Genomic DNA, 18,025 nt, shown 5'->3' with positions numbered 1-18,025 from the left:
GTGGACAAATGGACATGACCACACACCCGGCCACTGCCACCCGCGTCCGCACCGGCGGCCCCCAGGAGGACGGCCCGAAGTTCCTCGAGCACGTTATGGGCTGGGTCCTCGTGGCGGTCGTCGCGATGTTCGTGACCCAGCTCGGCCTGCTCTGACTCGACCCGCTCACGTGTGCGGCATGTTCTGACATACTGCGGTGGTCCCGCCGACCGCCTGGAACAGGGCCGAAATTGAATATGCCGCATCAGCGTGCCGCCGTCCGTCCCCGGATGCGCGGTACCGAGCGCTCGATGGCCCGTCGCGCCGAACTCATCGCCATCGGGCGGAAGTTGTTCGCCGACACGTCCTACGACGCGCTGTCCATGGACGACATCGCCCGCCAGGCGCATGTCGCCAAGGGGCTGATCTACTACTACTTCCAGTCCAAGCGCGGCTATTACCTCGCGATCATCCAGGACTCCGTCGCCGACCTGGTCACCTTCGCCGCGGACGCCCTGGAGATGCCCGCCGTGGACCGGGTCCACCGCACCATCGACGGCTATCTGCGCTACGCCGAGCACCACCAGGCCGCCTACCGCACCATCGTCAGCGGCGGCGTCGGCTTCGATGCCGAGGTCCACGCCATCCGGGACAGCGTCCGCGAGGCGATCATCGCCACCGTCGCCGAAGGGGCCTACGGCCGCAGCGACATCGCCCCGCTCGCCCGGATGGGCCTGCTCTCCTGGGTGTGCAGCGTCGAGGGCGCCACCCTGGACTGGATCGACCGCCCCGAGCTGTCCCGCGACACCATGCGCGAGCTGCTGGTGAAGACGCTCGGCGGAGCCCTGCGCGCCGTCGAGGAACTGGACCCGGCCTATCGGGCGCCGCAGCCGGCCCGCCGCGACACCTGACACACCGGGGAGCGGAGGGCTCGTGGTCCTCCGCTCCCGAGTCCCCCGCGGGGCTAGTCGATGGCCTTGATCAGCTCACCGTTCGCGGTGTCGCCGCTGAGTTCCCAGAAGAAGGTGCCGCCGAGGCCCTGCCGGTTCTTGTACGTCATCTTCGTGGCGATGGTGGCCGGGGTGTCGTAACTCCACCAGTCACGGCCGCACTTGGCGTAGGCCGTGCCGCCCACGGTGCCGGTCGCCGGGCACTTGGCCTTGAGCACCTTGTAGTCGTCGATGCCCTGCTCGTACGTCCCCGCCGCCGGTCCGGTGGCCGTCCCGCCCGGCGCCGCCTGGGTGACCCCGGTCCAGCCGCGCCCGTAGAAGCCGATGCCGAGCAGCAGCTTGGACGCCGGGATGCCGAGGCCCTTGAGCTTGGCGATGGTCGCGGAGGTGTTGTAGCCCGCCTTCGGGATGCCCGGGTAGGAGGTGAGCGGGGAGTGCGGGGCGGTGGGGCCGCTCGCGTCCCAGGCGCCGAAGTAGTCGTACGTCATCGGGTTGTACCAGTTCACGTACTGCGCGGCGCCCGCGTAGTCCGCCGCGTCGATCTTGCCGCCGCCGGAGGCGTCCGCGGTGATCGCCGCCGTGACCAGTGCACTGCTGCCGAACTTCGACCGCAGCGCGGCCATGACGTTCCTGAACGCCTCCCGGCCGCTGGTGTCGCAGGTGTTGCCGCAGGCGTTCGGGTACTCCCAGTCGATGTCGATGCCGTCGAACAGCTTCGCCCACCTGGAGCTCTTCACCAGGTCGTAGCAGGACTGGGCGAAGGCGGCGGGGTTCTTCGCGGCCTCGCCGAAGCCGCTCGACCAGGTCCAGCCGCCGAAGGACCACAGGATCTTCAGGCCCGGGTGCCTCTTCTTCAGCTTCAGCAGCTGGTTGAAGTTGCCGCGCAGCGGCTGGTCCCAGGTGTCGGCGACGCCGTCCACCGACTCGGCGGCGGTGTAGGCGCGGTCGGTGGCCGCGTAGGAGTCGCCCATGGCGCACTTGCCGCCGGTGACGTTGCCGAAGGCGTAGTTGAGGTGGGTCAGTCTGGCCGCCGACCCCGAGGTCTCGACGTTCTTGACGTAGTACTTGCGGTCGTAGGTGCCCCATTCGGTGAAGTAGCCGACGACCTTCGAGCCGGCCTTGACCTGCGGTGCGGCCGGGGCAGCCGCGGTGGCGGTGCCCGCGCCGGCGAGCAGTCCTGCGCCGAGGGCGGCGGTACACGCGGTCGCGACGAACGCCCGCAGCCGCGAGCGGTGGGGAGTGTGCATCGGGTGTCTCCTCGTGGGGAGAGGGGAACGCGCGCCGATTGGCATGAACGCGGTAAAGCGTTGACCATGCACAGTAGGGAGGACTAGACCACTGCGTCAATGGTTCGTACCAATTTCGGGTCCATGGGAGGGTCCGACTGGATTCTTGAAGTGAGCGGTCGTTAACTGGTGACTGGAGGTCGCTGATCGGGCATACTCACAGCGCACAGCCGCTGGTCAGCCGCTTCCGAGACCCGGGAGAGGGCGCCTTCGGCCATCCGGAAAGACCAGGCGGAGCCGCCCCCACCCACGGGCCAGACCGCCGGTGCCCGACCAGGGAGGAGACCGACGCCATGTCCGACCGCGACCCGCAGCCGGTGGAGCGTCAGCTGCCGACGGAGGAGGCGCGGGATCTGCTCGCCCTCGTCCGGGACATCGCCCAGCGCGAGATAGCGCCGAGGGCGGCCGAGGAGGAGGACGCGGGACGCTTCCCGCGCGAGGTCTTCACCCTGCTGTCCGAATCGGGCCTGCTCGGCCTGCCGTACGACTCCGAGTACGGCGGCGGCGACCAGCCCTACGAGGTCTACCTCCAGGTCCTGGAGGAGCTGGCCGCGGCCCGGCTCACCGTGGGTCTCGGCGTCAGCGTGCACACGCTCGCCTCCTATGCGCTCGCCACCTACGGCACCAAGCAGCAGCAGGTCGAGCACCTGCCCGCCATGCTCGGCGGCGGTCTGCTGGGCGCGTACTGTCTCTCCGAGCCGTCCTCCGGCTCCGACGCGGCCTCGCTGCGCACCAAGGCCGTGCGCGACGGGGACGAGTGGGTGATCAACGGCAGCAAGGCCTGGATCACGCACGGAGGCATCGCCGACTTCTACACCGTGATGGCCCGCACCGGCGAGGAGGGCCCGCGCGGGATCACCGCCTTCCTGGTCCCCGGGGACGCGCCTGGCCTGAGCGGCGCGGTGCCCGAGAAGAAGATGGGCATGAAGGGCTCGCCCACCGCGCAGGTCCACTTCGACGGCGTCCGCGTCGGCGACGACCGGCGGATCGGCGAGGAGGGCCAGGGCTTCTTCATCGCCCTGTCCGCCCTGGACTCCGGGCGGCTCGGCATCGCCGCCTGCGCGATCGGACTCGCCCAGGCCGCGCTGGACGAGGCGGTCGCCTACGCCACCCAGCGCCGGCAGTTCGGCCGCCCCATCGCCGACTTCCAGGGCCTGCGCTTCATGATCGCCGACATGGCCACCCAGATCGAGGCCGGCCGTGCCCTCTACCTCGCGGCGGCCCGGCTGCGCGACGCCGGCAAGCCGTTCGCCAAGCAGGCCGCCATGGCCAAGCTGCACTGCACCGACACGGCCATGAAGGTCACCACGGACGCCGTGCAGATACTCGGCGGCTACGGCTACACCGCCGACTTCCCCGCCGAGCGCTATATGCGCGAGGCCAAGGTCCTGCAGATCGTCGAGGGCACCAACCAGATCCAGCGGATGGTCATCGCCCGTCACGTGGCGGGACCCGAAGGCCGCTGAACTGCCCCGTGAGGACCGTCGGGGCCGCCAGCCTGATCCACTCCGGATCGTGGCGGCCCGGCAGGGTCCGGCCCCGGTCGGCCCAGGTCCGCATGAGATCGCGGTAGATGGGCGGGTCCTGCGGGGCAGGCGGCGGCGGAACCGATTCTGCGGGGCGAGGGACGAAGACACGGCGCTGACGCCCGGTGGCCGAGTGCATGGGGGTCATACCCGAACAACGCGGCAGCACCCGGACAGGTCACCGTTCGCCGGAATAGGGCGTCAGTTCAGGCACATCCCATCCCCGCTCTGGCCTCCTCCGGTCGGCTGACGTACCGTCAGCCGACCGACGCTCAGGGGGTGCCCGTGGCCGACGACCGTCCCGTACCGCTCGACGAGTACCCGGTGCACCAGGTACCGCTGTCCATGAAGCACGTGGCGACCGGCGACCGGAACGCCTACGACCGCTGCATCTTCCACGTCTTCGACCACACCGGCCGCGCCCTGCTCATCCTCGGTCTCGGCGTCTACCCCAACCTCGGCGTGATCGACGCCTACGCCACCCTGCGCACCGGGGACACCCTGCACGCCGTCCGCGCCTCGGACGCGCTGGGGGAGGACCGGATGCGGCTCGCCGTGGGGCCGCTGCGCATCGAGGTCCCGCAACCGCTCCGGGAGCTGCGTCTGATCTGCGCGGACGAGCAACTGTCGTACGACCTCACCTGGACGGCCGCCTTCCCCGCCCTCTGGGAGCCGCACCACCTCCAGCGCCGCGGCGACCGGCTCACCCTGGAGGGCCGCCGCTTCGTCCAGGCGGGCACCGCGGAGGGCGTGATCCGGGCCGGGGGAGAGGAGTTCCGGGTCACCGCGGACAGCTGGACCGGCACCCGGGACCGCAGCTGGGGCGTGCGGCCCGTCCCGGGCGAGGACGGCGGGCGGCTCGCCGCGGACCACCTCACCGAGGGGTTCCACTGGATCTGGTGCCCGGTCCGCTTCGGCGACCGCTTCCTGATGGTCATCACCCAGGAGGACGCCGACGGCCACCGCTCCCTGAACGACGCGACCCTGGTCCACCCCGGCCGGCGCGACCGCCAGCTGGGCTGGCCGCAGGCCGAGATCGGCTACCGCTCCGGCACCCGCCACCCGGAGCGGGCCGTCATCCATCTGGGGGACGCACGGGAATCGCGGAAGCTCGACGTCGAGATCCTGGCCTCCTCGCCGCTCGCCCTCGGCGCGGGCTATCCGCCGGCGGACGACTGGCAGCACGGCACCTGGCGGGGGCCCGGCTGGACCGACCGGCGCACCTACGACATGACCCTGCCCCACCCACTGGCCGGATACGGCGTCACCGACCACTCCGCCCGCTTCCGGCTCGACGGGCAGACCGGTTACGGCATCTTCGAGCACGGCTCGTTCGGCCGGCACGACCCGAGCGGCTTCACCGGCTTCGATTCGGTCGCGCCCTGAGACATCGATTGCACCTGAGGGGGGAGCCCGCATGGCCACGGCACCGCGTCCCCGTACCACCACCCGCGACCCCGAGGAGCTGACCCGGCGCCTGACCGCCTGGCTCGGCACCCGGCTGCCCGGCGCCAAGGCGACCGGCGTCACCGTCCCCGCCTCCAACGGCATGTCCAGCGAGACCCTGCTGTTCGACCTCGAACACCCCGAAGCGCCTTTCGGGGCCTGTGCGTTGCGGCTCGCGGCGGACCCGGCGGCGTACGCCGTCTTCCCCGAGTACGACATGGCCCGCCAGTACCGCACCCTGCGCCTGGTGGCCGAACGCACGGACGTGCCCGTGCCCCGTGTGCTGTGGCTGGAGGAGGACCCGGGTCCGCTCGGGGCGCCGTTCTTCGTCATGGAGCGGGTCGCCGGCCGCGTGCCGCCGGACGTCATGCCGTACACCTACGAGGGCAGTTGGCTGCACGGGGCGAGCGACGCCGAGCGCGAGCATCTGGAGGCGGAGACCGTCGGACTGCTGGCCCGCCTGCACGACCAAGTACCCCTTGCCGAGGCCCAGTTCCTCGGCACGCCCGGCCCGGAGGACGCGCTGCGCCGCCATGTGACGGCCCAACGGGCCTACTACGCCTGGGTGATCGACGGCCTGCCCCGCTCACCCCTGATCGAGGCCGCATTCGACCGGCTGGAGGAGCTGTGGCCGCGCGAGGTGGGCGAGCCCGTCCTCAGCTGGGGTGACGCGCGCATCGGGAACATCGTCTACGACCGTTTCGACCCCGTCGCCGTGCTGGACTGGGAGATGGCGGCACTCGCCCCGCGCGAGGTCGACCTCGGCTGGACCGTCTATCTGCACCGCTTCTTCCACGACCTCACGGTCGCCTCCGGACAGCGCGGACTGCCGGACTTCCTGCGCCGCGACCGCGTCGAGGCCCGCTATGCGCGCCTGACCGGCCACACCCCGCGCGACATGGACTTCCACACCCTCTACGCCGCCCTGCGGCACGCGATCGTCATGCTCCGCATCGCCTACCGGCAGGCGTACTTCGGCGAGGTCGCCGTCCCGGCGGACCCGGACACACTGATCCTGCACCACGACAGCCTGCGTGCCATGGTGCAGGGCAGGTACTGGATGCGGTGAGGCGGCTCAGGCGGCCTGGCGGCGCAGCGCCGGCACGCGCATCGGGCGCGAGCCCGGGCCGCCGACGTGCGAGAAGGGCTGCGTACGCCAGTCCAGACCCTGGGGGAGCGTCAGCAGCAGGGCCGTGTCCTGCTCCTGCGGCTCGAAGGACTCGTCCGCGGGGTGGGCGTCGGAAGCCGAACGGCCCGTGCCCGCACAGACCGTGAGACCGAACGGGTTCCACGGCGAGGCGCACAGCGCGTGCTCGGGCAACACCTGCTCGTCCGCCAGCAGCGCGATCGGCTGGGCGCAGTCCGGGCAGATCACCCGGTACATCTCGAAGGTGTCGTAGGCGTCCAGTTCGTCGTCGAAGGCGTCGGGTTCGACGCCCTCCGGCTCGGGCTCGACGACCGGCTGCTGCCGCTTGGACGCGGATCGACCAGGGCGATGGACACTCTGCATGGGATTCTCCCCCTAAGGCTGGGCCGTGACGGCGCTGCGGCCTCGACCACAGCAAGCACTTCCCGCCCGCCCTCGGCGGTAATCACGAGAACATCACGGAGGCCGTTCGAGCTGTGTGGCGTTCGTCACATGCCGCGTGCAGGTGCGCGGTGCGGGCCTTATGCGCCGCTTTTTGTATCGAACCGGCTATGACCTGCGCTCTCGGCTATCCCCGGAGATCAAGCGCACTGTAGGTTTTGGCGCCATGGAGGAGCTGGACCGACAGATCGTGCAGCTGCTCGTCAAGGACGGGCGGATGAGCTACACAGACCTGGGCAAGGCCACGGGCCTGTCCACGTCCGCCGTGCACCAGCGGGTGCGGCGGCTGGAACAGCGTGGCGTCATCCGCGGCTATGCCGCGGTGGTCGACCCCGAGGCCGTGGGGCTGCCGCTCACCGCGTTCATCTCGGTCAAACCGTTCGACCCCAGCGCCCCCGACGACATCTCGGACCGCCTCGCCGGCGTTCCCGAGATCGAGGCCTGCCACAGCGTCGCGGGCGACGAGAACTACATCCTCAAGGTGCGGGTGGCGACCCCGCACGAACTGGAAGAGCTGCTGGCCAGGCTGCGGAGCCTGGCGGGCGTCTCGACGCGGACGACGGTCGTCCTGTCGACGCCGTACGAGGCACGGCCGCCCCGGATCTGAGCACTGCCTCTCGGCACGCCCCAGGTGCAGCGCCTCCCCGGCGGCAGGAGAAACTGTCCGCTATGAGCGACCGCACCGCCGACCCCCAGCCCCCCAAGACCGTCCTCCTGCGCCGAGGAGAGGTGCACAGCCCCGCGGACCCCTTCGCCACGGCGATGGTGGTGGAGCGCGGCCAAGTCGCCTGGGTCGGCTCCGAGGGCGCCGCCGACGCCTTCGCCGACGGCGTGGACGAGGTGGTCGACCTCGACGGCGCCCTGGTGACCCCGGCCTTCACCGACGCCCATGTGCACACCACCGCCACCGGCCTCGCGCTGACCGGCCTGGACCTGTCCGGTGCGCCCTCCCTGGCGGCGGCCCTCGCCCTGGTCCGTGACTTCGCCGCCGCCCGCCCGGACGACCGCGTGCTGCTGGGCCACGGCTGGGACGCCGCCCGCTGGCCCGGCGGCCGCCCGCCGACCCGCGCCGAACTCGACGAGGCCACCGGCGGCCGCCCGCTGTACCTCTCCCGCATCGACGTGCACTCGGCGGTGGTCACCACCGCCCTGCTGGACCTGATCCCCGCAGACGTCCCCCGCGCGGACGTCCCGCTCACCGCCGACGCCCACCACGCCGTCCGCGAGGCCGCACTCGCCGCCGTCACCCCGGCCCAGCGTGCCGAGGCCCAGCGCGCCGCACTCGCCCACGCGGCCTCCCTCGGCATCGGCTCGGTGCACGAGTGCGGCGGCCCCCGGATCTCCTCCGAGGACGACTTCACCGGCCTGCTGAAGCTCGCCGCCGAGGTGCCGGGACCCCGGGTCGTCGGCTACTGGGCCGAGCAGAACGTCGATCGCGCCCGGGACCTGGGTGCGGTGGGCGCCGCAGGCGATCTCTTCGCCGACGGCTCGATCGGCTCGCACACCGCCTGTCTGCACGAGCCGTACGCCGACGCCGACCACACCGGCACCGCCCATCTGGACGCCGAGGCCGTCGCCGCCCATGTCGTCGCCTGCACCGAGGCGGGCCTGCAGGCGGGCTTCCACGCGATCGGCGACGCCGCCGTGACCGCCGTCGTGGAGGGTGTGCGCGCTGCGGCGGAGAAGCTCGGCCTCGCCCGGATCCGGGCCGCCCGGCATCGCGTCGAGCACGCCGAGATGCTCACCCCCGAGACCGTCGCCGGCTTCGCCGAGCTGGGCCTGATCGCCTCCGTGCAGCCCGCCTTCGACGCGCTGTGGGGCGGCGAGGACGGCATGTACGCCCGGCGGCTGGGCGCGGAACGGGCCCGCACCCTCAACCCCTTCGCGGCCCTGCTGCGCGCCGGCGTGCCGCTCGCCTTCGGCTCCGACAGCCCGGTCACTCCGCTCGACCCGTGGGGCACCGTCCGTGCCGCCGCGTTCCATCACACGCCCGAGCACCGGGTCTCCGTCCGGGCCGCGTTCACGGCGCACACGCGCGGCGGCTGGCGGGCCGTGGGCCGGGACGACGCCGGCGTCCTGGTGCCAGGCGCGCCCGCCGACTACGCGGTCTGGCGCACCGACGAGCTGGTCGTCCAGGCCCCCGACGACCGGGTGGCCCGCTGGTCGACCGACCCGCGCTCCGGCACGCCCGGCCTGCCCGACCTCACCCCGGGCCGTGACCTGCCGGTCTGCCTGCGCACGGTGGTGGGCGGGCGGGCGGTGTTCGTACGGCCGGGCGAGTGATCTACGGGGGTGGCGCGGCGGCGGTCGCTCGCCGCCGGCCCGCCGCCCGACCTGCGCATCCTCCGCAAAGGTTGCGCCGTCCGGGCCGTTGTCGCAGGCCAGAGGGCTGTTGACAGTCGACGGCCGAGGGCCGGTAGGTTCGTCCGAGTCCACCACCGGACGCCCGACCGGGGAACTTCGCCCGACTCGTCGCAGCGCTGCTGGGTCAGGGATGGTGTGCCGCACCGGGGCACCGTCGCTTGGGAGCCAGGCTCAGCGCCCGTGCCGCCGAGGGAACGTTCCGGCCGGTCGGCAAGGTGTGACCCGGGTGGGGCCCGTGCGCTCAGTAGACAACGGCTTTCGGTCGATCCGCAGCCAGCGGGTCCCAGGTCGGCCCGAAGGGCGCCGGGCCCCCATCCGCCGTGGCGGGAAAGCGGCCCCGGCGCGCCGAGAAGGTGCCGAAAAACGCATTCTTACCCCACTCTTGTGGAATCGACACCGCCATACGAACAAGTCGGCGCGTCATACCAGGCGGTGGCCACTATGGTGGACGCCTGCGTACGACCAGAAGGGGCAGTAGTGAACGACGGCGACGGGACCCTCGCGGCCAAGGCCCAGGGGAGGCAGTTCGGTCCGCTCGGCACGGCCTTGGTGATCATTCCGACCTACAACGAGGCGGAGAACATCAAGACCATCGTCGGCCGGGTACGCAAGGCCGTTCCCGAGGCGCACGTGCTGATCGCGGACGACAACAGCCCGGACGGCACCGGCAAGCTCGCCGACGAGCTGGCCGCCGAGGACGAGAACGTCCAGGTGATGCACCGCAAGGGCAAGGAGGGCCTGGGCGCCGCCTATCTCGCGGGCTTCCGCTGGGGCATGGAGCGCGACTACGGCGTGCTGGTCGAGATGGACGCCGACGGCTCCCACCAGCCCGAGGAGCTGCCCCGGCTGCTCACCGCCCTCAAGAGCGCCGACCTGGTGCTCGGCTCCCGCTGGGTGCCGGGCGGCCGCGTGGTGAACTGGCCCAAGTCGCGTGAGTTCATCTCCCGTGGCGGCAGCCTCTACTCCCGGCTCGCCCTCGGTCTGCCGCTGCGTGACATCACCGGTGGCTACCGCGCGTTCCGCCGCGAGACCCTTGAGGGTCTGGGTCTTGACGAGGTCGCCTCGCAGGGCTACTGCTTCCAGGTCGACCTGGCCCGCCGCGCGGTCAAGGCCGGCTTCCACGTGGTCGAGGTGCCGATCACCTTCGTCGAGCGCGAACTCGGCGACTCCAAGATGAGCAAGGACATCCTCATCGAGGCGCTGTGGCGGGTCACCGCCTGGGGCGCGGGGGAGCGGGTCGCCAAGCTGACGGGCAGGAACAAGCGGGCCAAGTAGTCTCGCGTCGGCCCTGGGCGAACATCCGCTTATCCCGCGCTGAGCCGCCGCCAGGCACACTGGGGGCATGACGACTGGCGCTCCGACCTCTCCGTACACCGCCCGGCCCCGGCGCTCCCGGCTGCGCAGGTATCTGCCGCTGGGCATCGCCGCCTGGCTGGTGCTGGAGATCTGGCTGCTGACCCTGGTCGCGGGGGCGGCCGGGGGGTTTGCCGTGTTCCTGCTGCTCGTGGCGGGCTTCGTGGCCGGCTCCGTGGTCATCAAGCGGGCCGGCCGCCGCGCGTTCCAGAGCCTGAACGAGGCACTGCAGCGGGGCGGTTCGCCGGAGCGCGGCGGCGGCAACGGCCTGATGATGCTCGGCGGCCTGCTGCTGATGATCCCGGGTCTGGTCTCCGATGCGGCCGGCCTGCTCCTGCTTGTGCCGCCGGTGCAGAAGGCCGTGAGCCGGTACGCGGAGAACGCCCTGGACAAGAGGCTGCGCACGGCGGCCCCGGGCAGCTTCGGCGATGCCTTCCAGCAGGCCCGCATCCACCGTCCCGACGGGAAGGTGGTGCAGGGCGAGGTCATCCGCGAGGACCGGCCCGAGCCCGGGGAAGAGCAGCATCCGCCGCTGACCCGCTGAGCACGCCCCCGGACATACCGAAACGCGGGCGCCGTACGTGAACCACGTACGGCGCCCGCGTTTCGTATGCGCTGTGTCTCCGCCCGGCCCCGCAGGGACTAGGCCGACTTACGGCTGTCCCGAGGGTGAACCGCGATGTTCATCGCCCCCGAGCGCAGAACGGCCAGGCGCTCCTCGAGGACCTCTTCGAGTTCCTCACGGGTGCGCCGCTCCATCAGCATGTCCCAGTGGGTACGCGCGGGCTTGGCCTTCTTCTCCTCAGGGCCGTCGCCGTCGACGAGGAGTGCCTGGGCTCCGCAGACCTTGCACTCCCACTCCGGCGGGATCTCCGCCTCGACCGAGAAGGGCATCTCGAAGCGGTGCCCCTTCTCGCATGCGTACTCCACGGCCTGGCGCGGGGCCAGGTCGATACCGCGGTCCGTCTCGTAGCTGGTCACTACGAGGCGCGTACCGCGAAGAGCTCGCTCACTCATGAATCGTGCCTCCCGGGCTTGTCGCCCACAGGACAGGTGTCGCTGTCGTCGTCATCCGGTCAACGTCCGGTCGGCGGTAAAGATTCCCGTTCCGTGTCCCGTTCCGGGTCATGCGTCGCCGTCGTAGCCGCCCCTTGTTCTACCCACCGGCGCCCGGTTTGTCACATCTGCTAGCAGATGTCACCCAGCGTTTCGGCATCTTTGACGCGCAGTAACGGTACGCCTGGCAGGCCAAAGGCGTACACTACCGCCCTTTCGTCTTCAGCGCTAAACCGGCGCTAAATCTTCTCCGGAACGGGATTGCCCGCCTCGCCGATCGCCCTTCGCACCGGCACGCGCGCCAGCAGCGCGAAGCCGATGACGAAGAAGGCCACCAACGAGATGATCGCGGACCGATAGCTTCCGGTCAGCTGGTAGGTCATGCCGAACAGCAGCGGCCCGAGCCAGCTCATCCCGCGGTCGCTCAGCTCGTACGCCGAGAAGTACTCGGCCTCCTTGCCGGGCGGCACGAGATGGGAGAAGAGCGACCGGGACAGCGCCTGGCTGCCGCCGAGGACCAGGCCGATCCCGGCGGCCAGCACGAAGAAGAACACCGGTGCCTTCGCGGGCAGGAAGTAGCCGGCCGCCAGGGTCACCGTCCACGCCACCAGTGAGCCGAGGATCGTCCGCTGTGCGCCGTACGTCCGCGCCAGCCGCCCCATCGCCAGCGCCCCCGCCACGGCCAGCACCTGCACCAGCAGCACGGCCATGATGAGCGTCGACTGACCGAGGCCCAGTTCCTGCGAGCCGTAGACGGAGGCCTGGGTGATCACCGTCTGGATGCCGTCGTTGTAGATGAGGTACGCCAGCAGGAAGGACAGCGTCAGCGGGTGCCGGCGCATGTCCCGGACCGTCGCGGCCAGCTGACTGAGCCCGGGTGCCGAGGCGCGTTCCACGCGCGCGTGCCGATCACGCAGCCTGCGCAGCGGTACGAGCGTGAAGGCGCCCCACCACAGGCCCGCCGAGGCCAGGCAGACCCGGACCGCGGCCGTCTCGGTCAGGCCGAAGGAGTCGTGCGCCGAGTACAGCACCAGGTTGGCGACGAGGACCGTGGAACCGGCCCCGTAACCGAAGGCCCAGCCCCGGGAGGAGACCGCGTCGCGCTCCTCGGGCGGGGCGATCTGCGGCAGATAGGAGTTGTAGAGCATCATTCCGACGGACTGCGCCGCGTTGGCCACCACCAGCAGCGCCCCGCCGAGCAGATACCGGTTCCCGTCCAGGAAGAACATGCCCGTGGTCGCGGCGGCCCCGGTGTACGCCGCCGCCGCGAGCAGCGGCTTCTTGCGGCCGGTGCGGTCGGCCGCACTGCCCACGATCGGCATCACCACGACCGCCAGGATCACCGACAGGGACACCGAGTAGGCGAAGAAGGAGCCCGCCCGGACCGGGACGCCCAGCGGGTGCACATAGCCGTCGGCGTCCGCGGCCCGCTCGGCGACCGCGGTGAGGTACGGCCCGAGGAAGACCGTGACCACGCTCGTCGAATAGACCGAGCAGGCCCAGTCGTAGAAGTACCAGCCGCGCTGCTCGCGCCGGAGGCCGGCGGCGTCGTCCGCCGCGTCCGTCCGCACGGTGTCCGTGCTCACCCGTGCCCTCGCTTCCCCGCTCAAGTGCTCAAGTGCGAAGGCTCGGGCCGGGCGGCCGGGCGGTCAGACCCAGACGCCGCGCTCCTCCATGACCTTGCGCAACGTGTCGATGTGATCGGTCATGATGCCATCGACTCCCAGATCCAGCAGCCGGTGCATACGCTCGGGTTCGTTGATCGTCCACACGTGCACCTGCAACCCGAGCGCGTGGGCGGCGCGGACGAAGCGATGGTCGACCACCGGGACCCCCGACTGGGCCTCGGGCACCTGCGCGGCGACGGCGGACCGGCGCACGGCGGCCGGCAGCCCCCAGGAGCGCAGCCGCAGGCTCAGCACCCCCCGGGTGCCGAAGGAGGTGGCCAGCTTCGGTCCGGCCAGCCGCTGGGCGCGCAGCACGCGCGCCTCGGAGAACGAGCCGACGCAGACCCGGTCCCAGGCATCCGTGCGCTCGATCAGCTCCAGGAAGGGGCGCAGCGCGGGCTCCGCCTTGATGTCGACGTTCCAGCGGACCTCGGGGAAGGTCTCCAGCAGCTCCTCGAACAGCGGCACCGGTTCACGGCCGCCCACGCGCGCGTGCCGTACGTCCTCCCACGGCAGATCGGCGATGCGGCCCGCACCGTCGGTGACCCGGTCCAGCGTCGAGTCGTGGAAGGCGACGAGCCGGCCGTCGGCCGTGGCGTGCACGTCGGTCTCGATGTAGCGGTAGCCCATCTCGACCGCGCGCCGGAACTGCGCCACGGTGTTCTCCAGCCCGTCGGCGGCCCCGCCCCGGTGGGCGAAGGCTATGGGCCCCGGGTGGTCGAGGTACGGATGGCGCTTGGGCGGTGTCGTGAGGCTCACGAACGCAGTATCACCCGTTCCGGTGTCGCTGCGGCAACGACCGTGCTTCCGGTCGATGCCGGAGGGACGGCGAACACACGCAGGAACAACTGGGCCAGCGGTCCGATGGACACCGCGTACAGCACGGTGCCGATGCCGATGGTGCCGCCCAGCAGGAACCCGGTGACCACCACCGCGACCTCGATCCCGGTGCGCATCAGCCGCACCGAGCGGCCGGTGCGCCGGTGCAGCCCGGTCATCAGCCCGTCGCGCGGGCCCGGACCGAAGCGCGCCGCGATGTAGAGGCCGGTCGCCGTACCGTTCAGCACGATCCCCGCAAGCAGGAGCGGGACGCGTACGGCGAGGGAGTGCCCGTCCGGGACGAGGGCGAGTGTGCCGTCCATGGCGAGGCCGATGACGAAGACGTTCGAGACCGTGCCGAGGCCGGGGCGCTGGCGCAGCGGGATCCACAGCAGCAGCACCGCGGCCCCCACGAGGATCGACACCACGCCGATGGTCAGCCCGGTGAGTTCGGCGAGGCCCTGGTGCAGCACGTTCCAGGGCTCCAGGCCCAGGCCCGCCTCGACGAGCAGGGCGGAACTCACGCCGTAGAGCACGAGCCCGGCGTACAGCTGGATCAACCGCCGTCCGAGACGGCGCCGAGTGGACACGAAATACCCCCCTGGGTGGTGGCGGTGGCCTGACGCATGTCACTCTGTGGCTTGGGAAGAATCTCCATCCATGGCCAATTCGGGGAAGGTGGACTGATCGTCATGGCGCAGTGGACCTCTGCCATGGGGGCCGCGCAGCTCGCCCGGCTCCTCAAGTCCCAGCAGGACCGCCCGGCCGGCCCCGGCACCCGCCGCCCGCCCGCCTACCGCGCCCTCGCCGACGGCATCCGGCTGCTGGTGCTCGAAGGGCGCGTCCCGGTGGCCGCCCGCCTCCCCGCCGAACGCGAACTCGCCCTCGCCCTGTCCGTGAGCCGTACGACCGTGGCGGCCGCCTACGAGGCGCTGCGCACCGAGGGCTTCCTGGAGTCCCGGCGCGGCGCCGGCAGCTGGACCGCCGTACCGGCCGGAAACCCGCTGCCCGCCCGGGGCCTGGAGCCCCTGCCCCCCGAGGCCCTGGGCTCGATGATCGACCTCGGCTGCGCCTCGCTCCCGGCCCCCGAGCCATGGCTGACCCGCGCCGTGCAGGGCGCCCTGGAGGAACTGCCGCCGTACGCCCACACGCACGGCGACTACCCGGCCGGGCTGCCCGCGCTGCGCTCGATGATCGCCGAGCGCTACACCGCGTGCGGGATCCCCACCATGCCCGAGCAGATCATGGTGACGACCGGTGCGATGGGCGCCATCGACGCGATCTGCCATCTCTTCGCCGGCCGTGGCGAGCGGATCGCCGTCGAGTCGCCGTCCTACGCCAACATCCTCCAGTTGATGCGGGAGGCCGGCGCCCGCCTGGTTCCCGTCGCGATGGCCGAGGGGCTGTCCGGCTGGGACGTGGACCGCTGGCGTCAGGTCCTGCGCGAGGCCGCGCCCCGGCTCGCGTACGTCGTCGCCGACTTCCACAACCCCACCGGCGCGCTCGCCGACGAGGACCAGCGGCGCCGGCTGGTGGACGCGGCGCGTTCGGCCGGCACGGTGCTCGTCGCCGACGAGACGATGACCGAGCTGTGGCTGGACGAGGAGTTCGCGGACGGCGGGATGCCGCGCCGGGTCTGCGCCTTCGACCCGGCCGGCTCGACCGTCATCACGGTCGGCTCGGCGAGCAAGGCCTTCTGGGCGGGCATGCGGATCGGCTGGGTGCGGGCGGCTCCGGACGTCATCCGCAGCCTGGTCGCCGCGCGGGCGTACGCCGATCTCGGTACGCCGGTGCTGGAACAGCTCGCCGTCAACTGGCTCTTCAGCACGGGAGGTTGGGAACAGGCGGTGGAGCTGCGCCGGGCCCAGGCCCGCGAGAACCGGGACGCGCTGGTGGCGGCGATCCGGCGTGAGCTGCCGACCTGGGAGTTCCACCTTCCCAAGGGCGGCCTGACCCTGTGGGTCCGTGCCGGCGGCCTGTCCGGCTCCCGGCTCGCCGAGGCGGGCGAGCGGACCGGCGTCCGCGTCCCCTCCGGTCCCCGCTTCGGCGTGGACGGAGCGTTCGAGGGCTATCTCCGGCTGCCGTTCACCGTCGGGGGAGCGGTGGCGGAGGAGGCGGCGGTACGGCTGGCCGCGGCGGTCCGACTGGTGGAGACGGGCGCCACGGGGGGTGTGGAGGCGCCGGGCACATTTGTGGCTTAGGCCGCGCCCACTCGCTCGGAGCGCCGGGTTCTTCGGCGACCGCGGGCTCGTTGTGGCTTGTCGCGCAGGTCCCCGCGCCCTTCAGCGCGCTCCAGCCGCAGCTCCCCAGGGGCGCGGGGAACTGCGCGAACGGCCACGGCGGACCCGCACCCGGCAGCCGGTCCGAACCCGACGGCGCTACCCGGCAGCCTCCGCAGGCACCCCCGGCTTCGTCAGATCCGTCGTCTCCGGAGCCTCCGTCGGCTGCGCCCCCACGGCAGTGGCCCGCGCCGGCAGCAACTCCAGCACCGCCTGCCGGTCGGCGTCACTGGTCGCGTCGTCGTACGGATCCGGCGTACGCGGCACCTGGAGCCGGTGCACCGGACCCGACCCCAACCGCGCATACCCCCGCCCCGGCGGTACGTGCCCGAGCGGTGTCGTGTGCGGTCGAGCGCCCAGTACCGCCTCCACCTGCCGAGGCGCCGCGGGCCCGAGCACGACACGCGCGCGCGTGTGCTGCCGTACCGCGTCGCTCAAGGCCTCCGCGCTGTCGAACTGCTCGGCCACCACGACGGTCACGTTCGCCGCACGGCCGTGCCGCAGCGGCACCTGGAGCAGCACCTGCGGGTCCTTGCGGCCGTCCGCCGCGGCGAGGTGGGCGAAGACGGAGGGGCGGTCCAGCATGATCCACAGCGGGCGGCGGGCGTCGGCCGGTGGCGGGTCGCCCGCCTGCCGGGCCAGGTTGATGGCGATGAGCCGCCGCTCGGTCTCCTGCGCCGCCCACTCCAGGCTCGCCAGCGCACCGGGCAATGCGCACTCCACGGACAGGACGCCGTCCCGGCCGGTCAGGCACGCGTACTCGCCGGTGCCGCCGCCATCGACGATCAGGACGTCGCCGGACCGGAGGGCCTGCAGCGCGACGGAGCGCAGCAGGGTCGAGGTGCCGCTGCCGGGGTGGCCCATGGCCAGCAGGTGCGGCTCGGTGGAGCGGATGCCGGTGCGCCAGACGACCGGCGGCACGTCGATCTCTTCCTCTCCGTAGGAGAGGGGGAGTGTGCGCTGGACCTCGCTGGGGTCGGTGAAGCCGAGGACGGTCTCGCCGGGCGCGGTGACGAAGTGCTGGGCGGGGATGTCGGCGGGCAGTGGAGGCAGAACGGTGACGGTGAGCTGGTTGCCCTCCTCGTCCCAGGTGAAGCGGTATTCGCGGCCCCGGCCGGCCTTGGCGGTGAGCAGCTGCTCGATGCGCATGCGGGCCTCGGGCTCGCCGTCCGGGAAGTACGCGGGGTAACGGATCTCGAGATGGCCGACGCGCCCCGCCTCGTCGAACTCGTGGGCGGTGAAGGCCTTCTCCCACTCCCCGCCGTGCGTGTACAGCGGCGCCGGGTCCTCAGGGGTGGAGAAGTACGGCACCAGGGCCTCGTAGAGGGACTGGAGCCGTTCGGTCTGGGACTCGTCGGGCCCCTCGGGGGCCGGACCAGTGTGGTCGCGGCCCTGCCAGGCTGCCGCCGCCATCAGGGTGATGACGGCGAGCAGCGGCCCGTACGGCATCAGCGCCACGGCCAGGATCACGCAGGCCGTGAGGAACAGCAGCGGCCCACGCTTGTCCTGGGGTGTGTCCGCCCATCTGCGCCGCCCGGCCGAGGCCAGTCGGCGCAGCCCGCGCGTGACGGTGATCAGCGGGTGGAGGACGTCGGTGGCGCTGTCGGCCGCCGTCCGGGCCAGCTCCCGGCTCCGGGTGAGCTGCGTCCGGGCGATCTGGGCGCTGTCCTTGCTCAGAATGCGGGGGAGAGGGCGCCGGGCCACTGCTGTCT

General features: G+C 72.0%; 17 protein-coding genes. 10 read left to right on the top strand and 7 right to left on the bottom strand.

The window, feature by feature from the left end:
• Positions 1-8: 8 nt before the first annotated feature.
• Together ACZ418_RS22595 and ACZ418_RS22590 are read left to right on the top strand one after the other, a co-directional pair.
• The gene (locus ACZ418_RS22595) at positions 9-155 is read left to right on the top strand and encodes an SCO1431 family membrane protein (RefSeq protein WP_468365642.1); all 147 of its coding nucleotides are present in this window, start codon (positions 9-11) and stop codon (positions 153-155) included.
• Between the two features lie 81 nt (positions 156-236).
• On the top strand, positions 237-890 hold the full coding sequence (locus tag ACZ418_RS22590) for a TetR/AcrR family transcriptional regulator (protein ID WP_468365639.1): 654 nt from the start codon (positions 237-239) through the stop codon (positions 888-890).
• 53 nt (positions 891-943) lie between these two features.
• Here ACZ418_RS22590 and ACZ418_RS22585 read toward each other — a convergent pair whose 3' ends face one another.
• The gene (locus ACZ418_RS22585) at positions 944-2,176 is read right to left on the bottom strand and encodes a glycoside hydrolase family 18 protein (RefSeq protein WP_468365637.1); all 1,233 of its coding nucleotides are present in this window, start codon (positions 2,174-2,176) and stop codon (positions 944-946) included.
• Between the two features lie 332 nt (positions 2,177-2,508).
• On the opposite strand from ACZ418_RS22585, the gene ACZ418_RS22580 reads away from it, so the two are divergent.
• The 3 genes from ACZ418_RS22580 (at position 2,509) to ACZ418_RS22570 (ending at position 6,256) form a co-directional block, all read left to right on the top strand.
• A complete protein-coding gene (locus tag ACZ418_RS22580; RefSeq protein WP_468365635.1) occupies positions 2,509-3,681 on the top strand; it encodes an acyl-CoA dehydrogenase in 1,173 nt (390 codons plus the stop codon).
• Between the two features lie 345 nt (positions 3,682-4,026).
• Positions 4,027-5,127, top strand: a complete 1,101-nt coding sequence (locus tag ACZ418_RS22575; RefSeq protein ID WP_468365632.1) for an Rv3169 family protein — start codon at positions 4,027-4,029, stop codon at positions 5,125-5,127.
• 31 nt (positions 5,128-5,158) lie between these two features.
• Positions 5,159-6,256 (top strand): phosphotransferase family protein, encoded by a 1,098-nt coding sequence (locus ACZ418_RS22570; RefSeq protein ID WP_468365629.1) that lies wholly within the window; start codon positions 5,159-5,161, stop codon positions 6,254-6,256.
• Positions 6,257-6,262: 6 nt separating this feature from the next.
• Here the strand turns inward: ACZ418_RS22570 and ACZ418_RS22565 are convergent, their stop codons facing one another.
• Positions 6,263-6,697 carry a hypothetical protein gene (locus ACZ418_RS22565; RefSeq protein WP_468365627.1) on the bottom strand — a complete coding sequence of 145 codons (435 nt, stop codon included), beginning with the start codon at positions 6,695-6,697 and terminating at the stop codon, positions 6,263-6,265.
• A 244-nt stretch (positions 6,698-6,941) separates the two neighbouring features.
• Here ACZ418_RS22565 and ACZ418_RS22560 point away from each other — a divergent pair, with 244 nt between their 5' ends.
• The 4 genes from ACZ418_RS22560 (at position 6,942) to fxsA (ending at position 11,036) form a co-directional block, all read left to right on the top strand.
• On the top strand, positions 6,942-7,382 hold the full coding sequence (locus ACZ418_RS22560) for an Lrp/AsnC family transcriptional regulator (RefSeq protein ID WP_069782031.1): 441 nt from the start codon (positions 6,942-6,944) through the stop codon (positions 7,380-7,382).
• A 62-nt stretch (positions 7,383-7,444) separates the two neighbouring features.
• Positions 7,445-9,058 carry an amidohydrolase gene (locus tag ACZ418_RS22555; RefSeq protein WP_468365624.1) on the top strand — a complete coding sequence of 538 codons (1,614 nt, stop codon included), beginning with the start codon at positions 7,445-7,447 and terminating at the stop codon, positions 9,056-9,058.
• Between the two features lie 558 nt (positions 9,059-9,616).
• On the top strand, positions 9,617-10,414 hold the full coding sequence (locus ACZ418_RS22550) for a polyprenol monophosphomannose synthase (protein WP_468365622.1): 798 nt from the start codon (positions 9,617-9,619) through the stop codon (positions 10,412-10,414).
• A gap of 67 nt (positions 10,415-10,481) precedes the next feature.
• The gene (gene fxsA / locus ACZ418_RS22545; RefSeq protein ID WP_468365620.1) at positions 10,482-11,036 is read left to right on the top strand and encodes an FxsA family membrane protein; all 555 of its coding nucleotides are present in this window, start codon (positions 10,482-10,484) and stop codon (positions 11,034-11,036) included.
• Positions 11,037-11,134: 98 nt separating this feature from the next.
• On the opposite strand, the gene ACZ418_RS22540 is transcribed toward fxsA, so the two are convergent.
• The 4 genes from ACZ418_RS22540 to yczE form a co-directional block, all read right to left on the bottom strand.
• Complete coding sequence (locus ACZ418_RS22540) at positions 11,135-11,509, bottom strand: RNA polymerase-binding protein RbpA (RefSeq protein ID WP_003977404.1); 375 nt, start codon at positions 11,507-11,509, stop codon at positions 11,135-11,137.
• 278 nt (positions 11,510-11,787) lie between these two features.
• Positions 11,788-13,134 carry an MFS transporter gene (locus ACZ418_RS22535; RefSeq protein WP_468365618.1) on the bottom strand — a complete coding sequence of 449 codons (1,347 nt, stop codon included), beginning with the start codon at positions 13,132-13,134 and terminating at the stop codon, positions 11,788-11,790.
• A 63-nt stretch (positions 13,135-13,197) separates the two neighbouring features.
• On the bottom strand, positions 13,198-13,974 hold the full coding sequence (locus ACZ418_RS22530) for a glycerophosphodiester phosphodiesterase (protein ID WP_468365616.1): 777 nt from the start codon (positions 13,972-13,974) through the stop codon (positions 13,198-13,200).
• A complete protein-coding gene (yczE, locus tag ACZ418_RS22525; RefSeq protein ID WP_468365614.1) occupies positions 13,971-14,624 on the bottom strand; it encodes a membrane protein YczE in 654 nt (217 codons plus the stop codon). Before yczE ends, ACZ418_RS22530 begins: the two co-directional genes overlap by 4 nt.
• A gap of 102 nt (positions 14,625-14,726) precedes the next feature.
• Between yczE and ACZ418_RS22520 the strand changes: the two genes are divergently transcribed.
• The gene (locus ACZ418_RS22520) at positions 14,727-16,235 is read left to right on the top strand and encodes an SCO1417 family PLP biosynthesis transcription factor (protein WP_468365612.1); all 1,509 of its coding nucleotides are present in this window, start codon (positions 14,727-14,729) and stop codon (positions 16,233-16,235) included.
• A gap of 177 nt (positions 16,236-16,412) precedes the next feature.
• On the opposite strand, the gene ACZ418_RS22515 is transcribed toward ACZ418_RS22520, so the two are convergent.
• Positions 16,413-18,017 carry a hypothetical protein gene (locus ACZ418_RS22515; protein ID WP_468365609.1) on the bottom strand — a complete coding sequence of 535 codons (1,605 nt, stop codon included), beginning with the start codon at positions 18,015-18,017 and terminating at the stop codon, positions 16,413-16,415.
• Between the last annotated feature and the right edge of the window lie 8 nt (positions 18,018-18,025).

The sequence above is a fragment of the Streptomyces sp. NPDC030820 genome (assembly GCF_055572075.1).
This window is presented reverse-complemented; position numbering and strand designations above follow the sequence as displayed.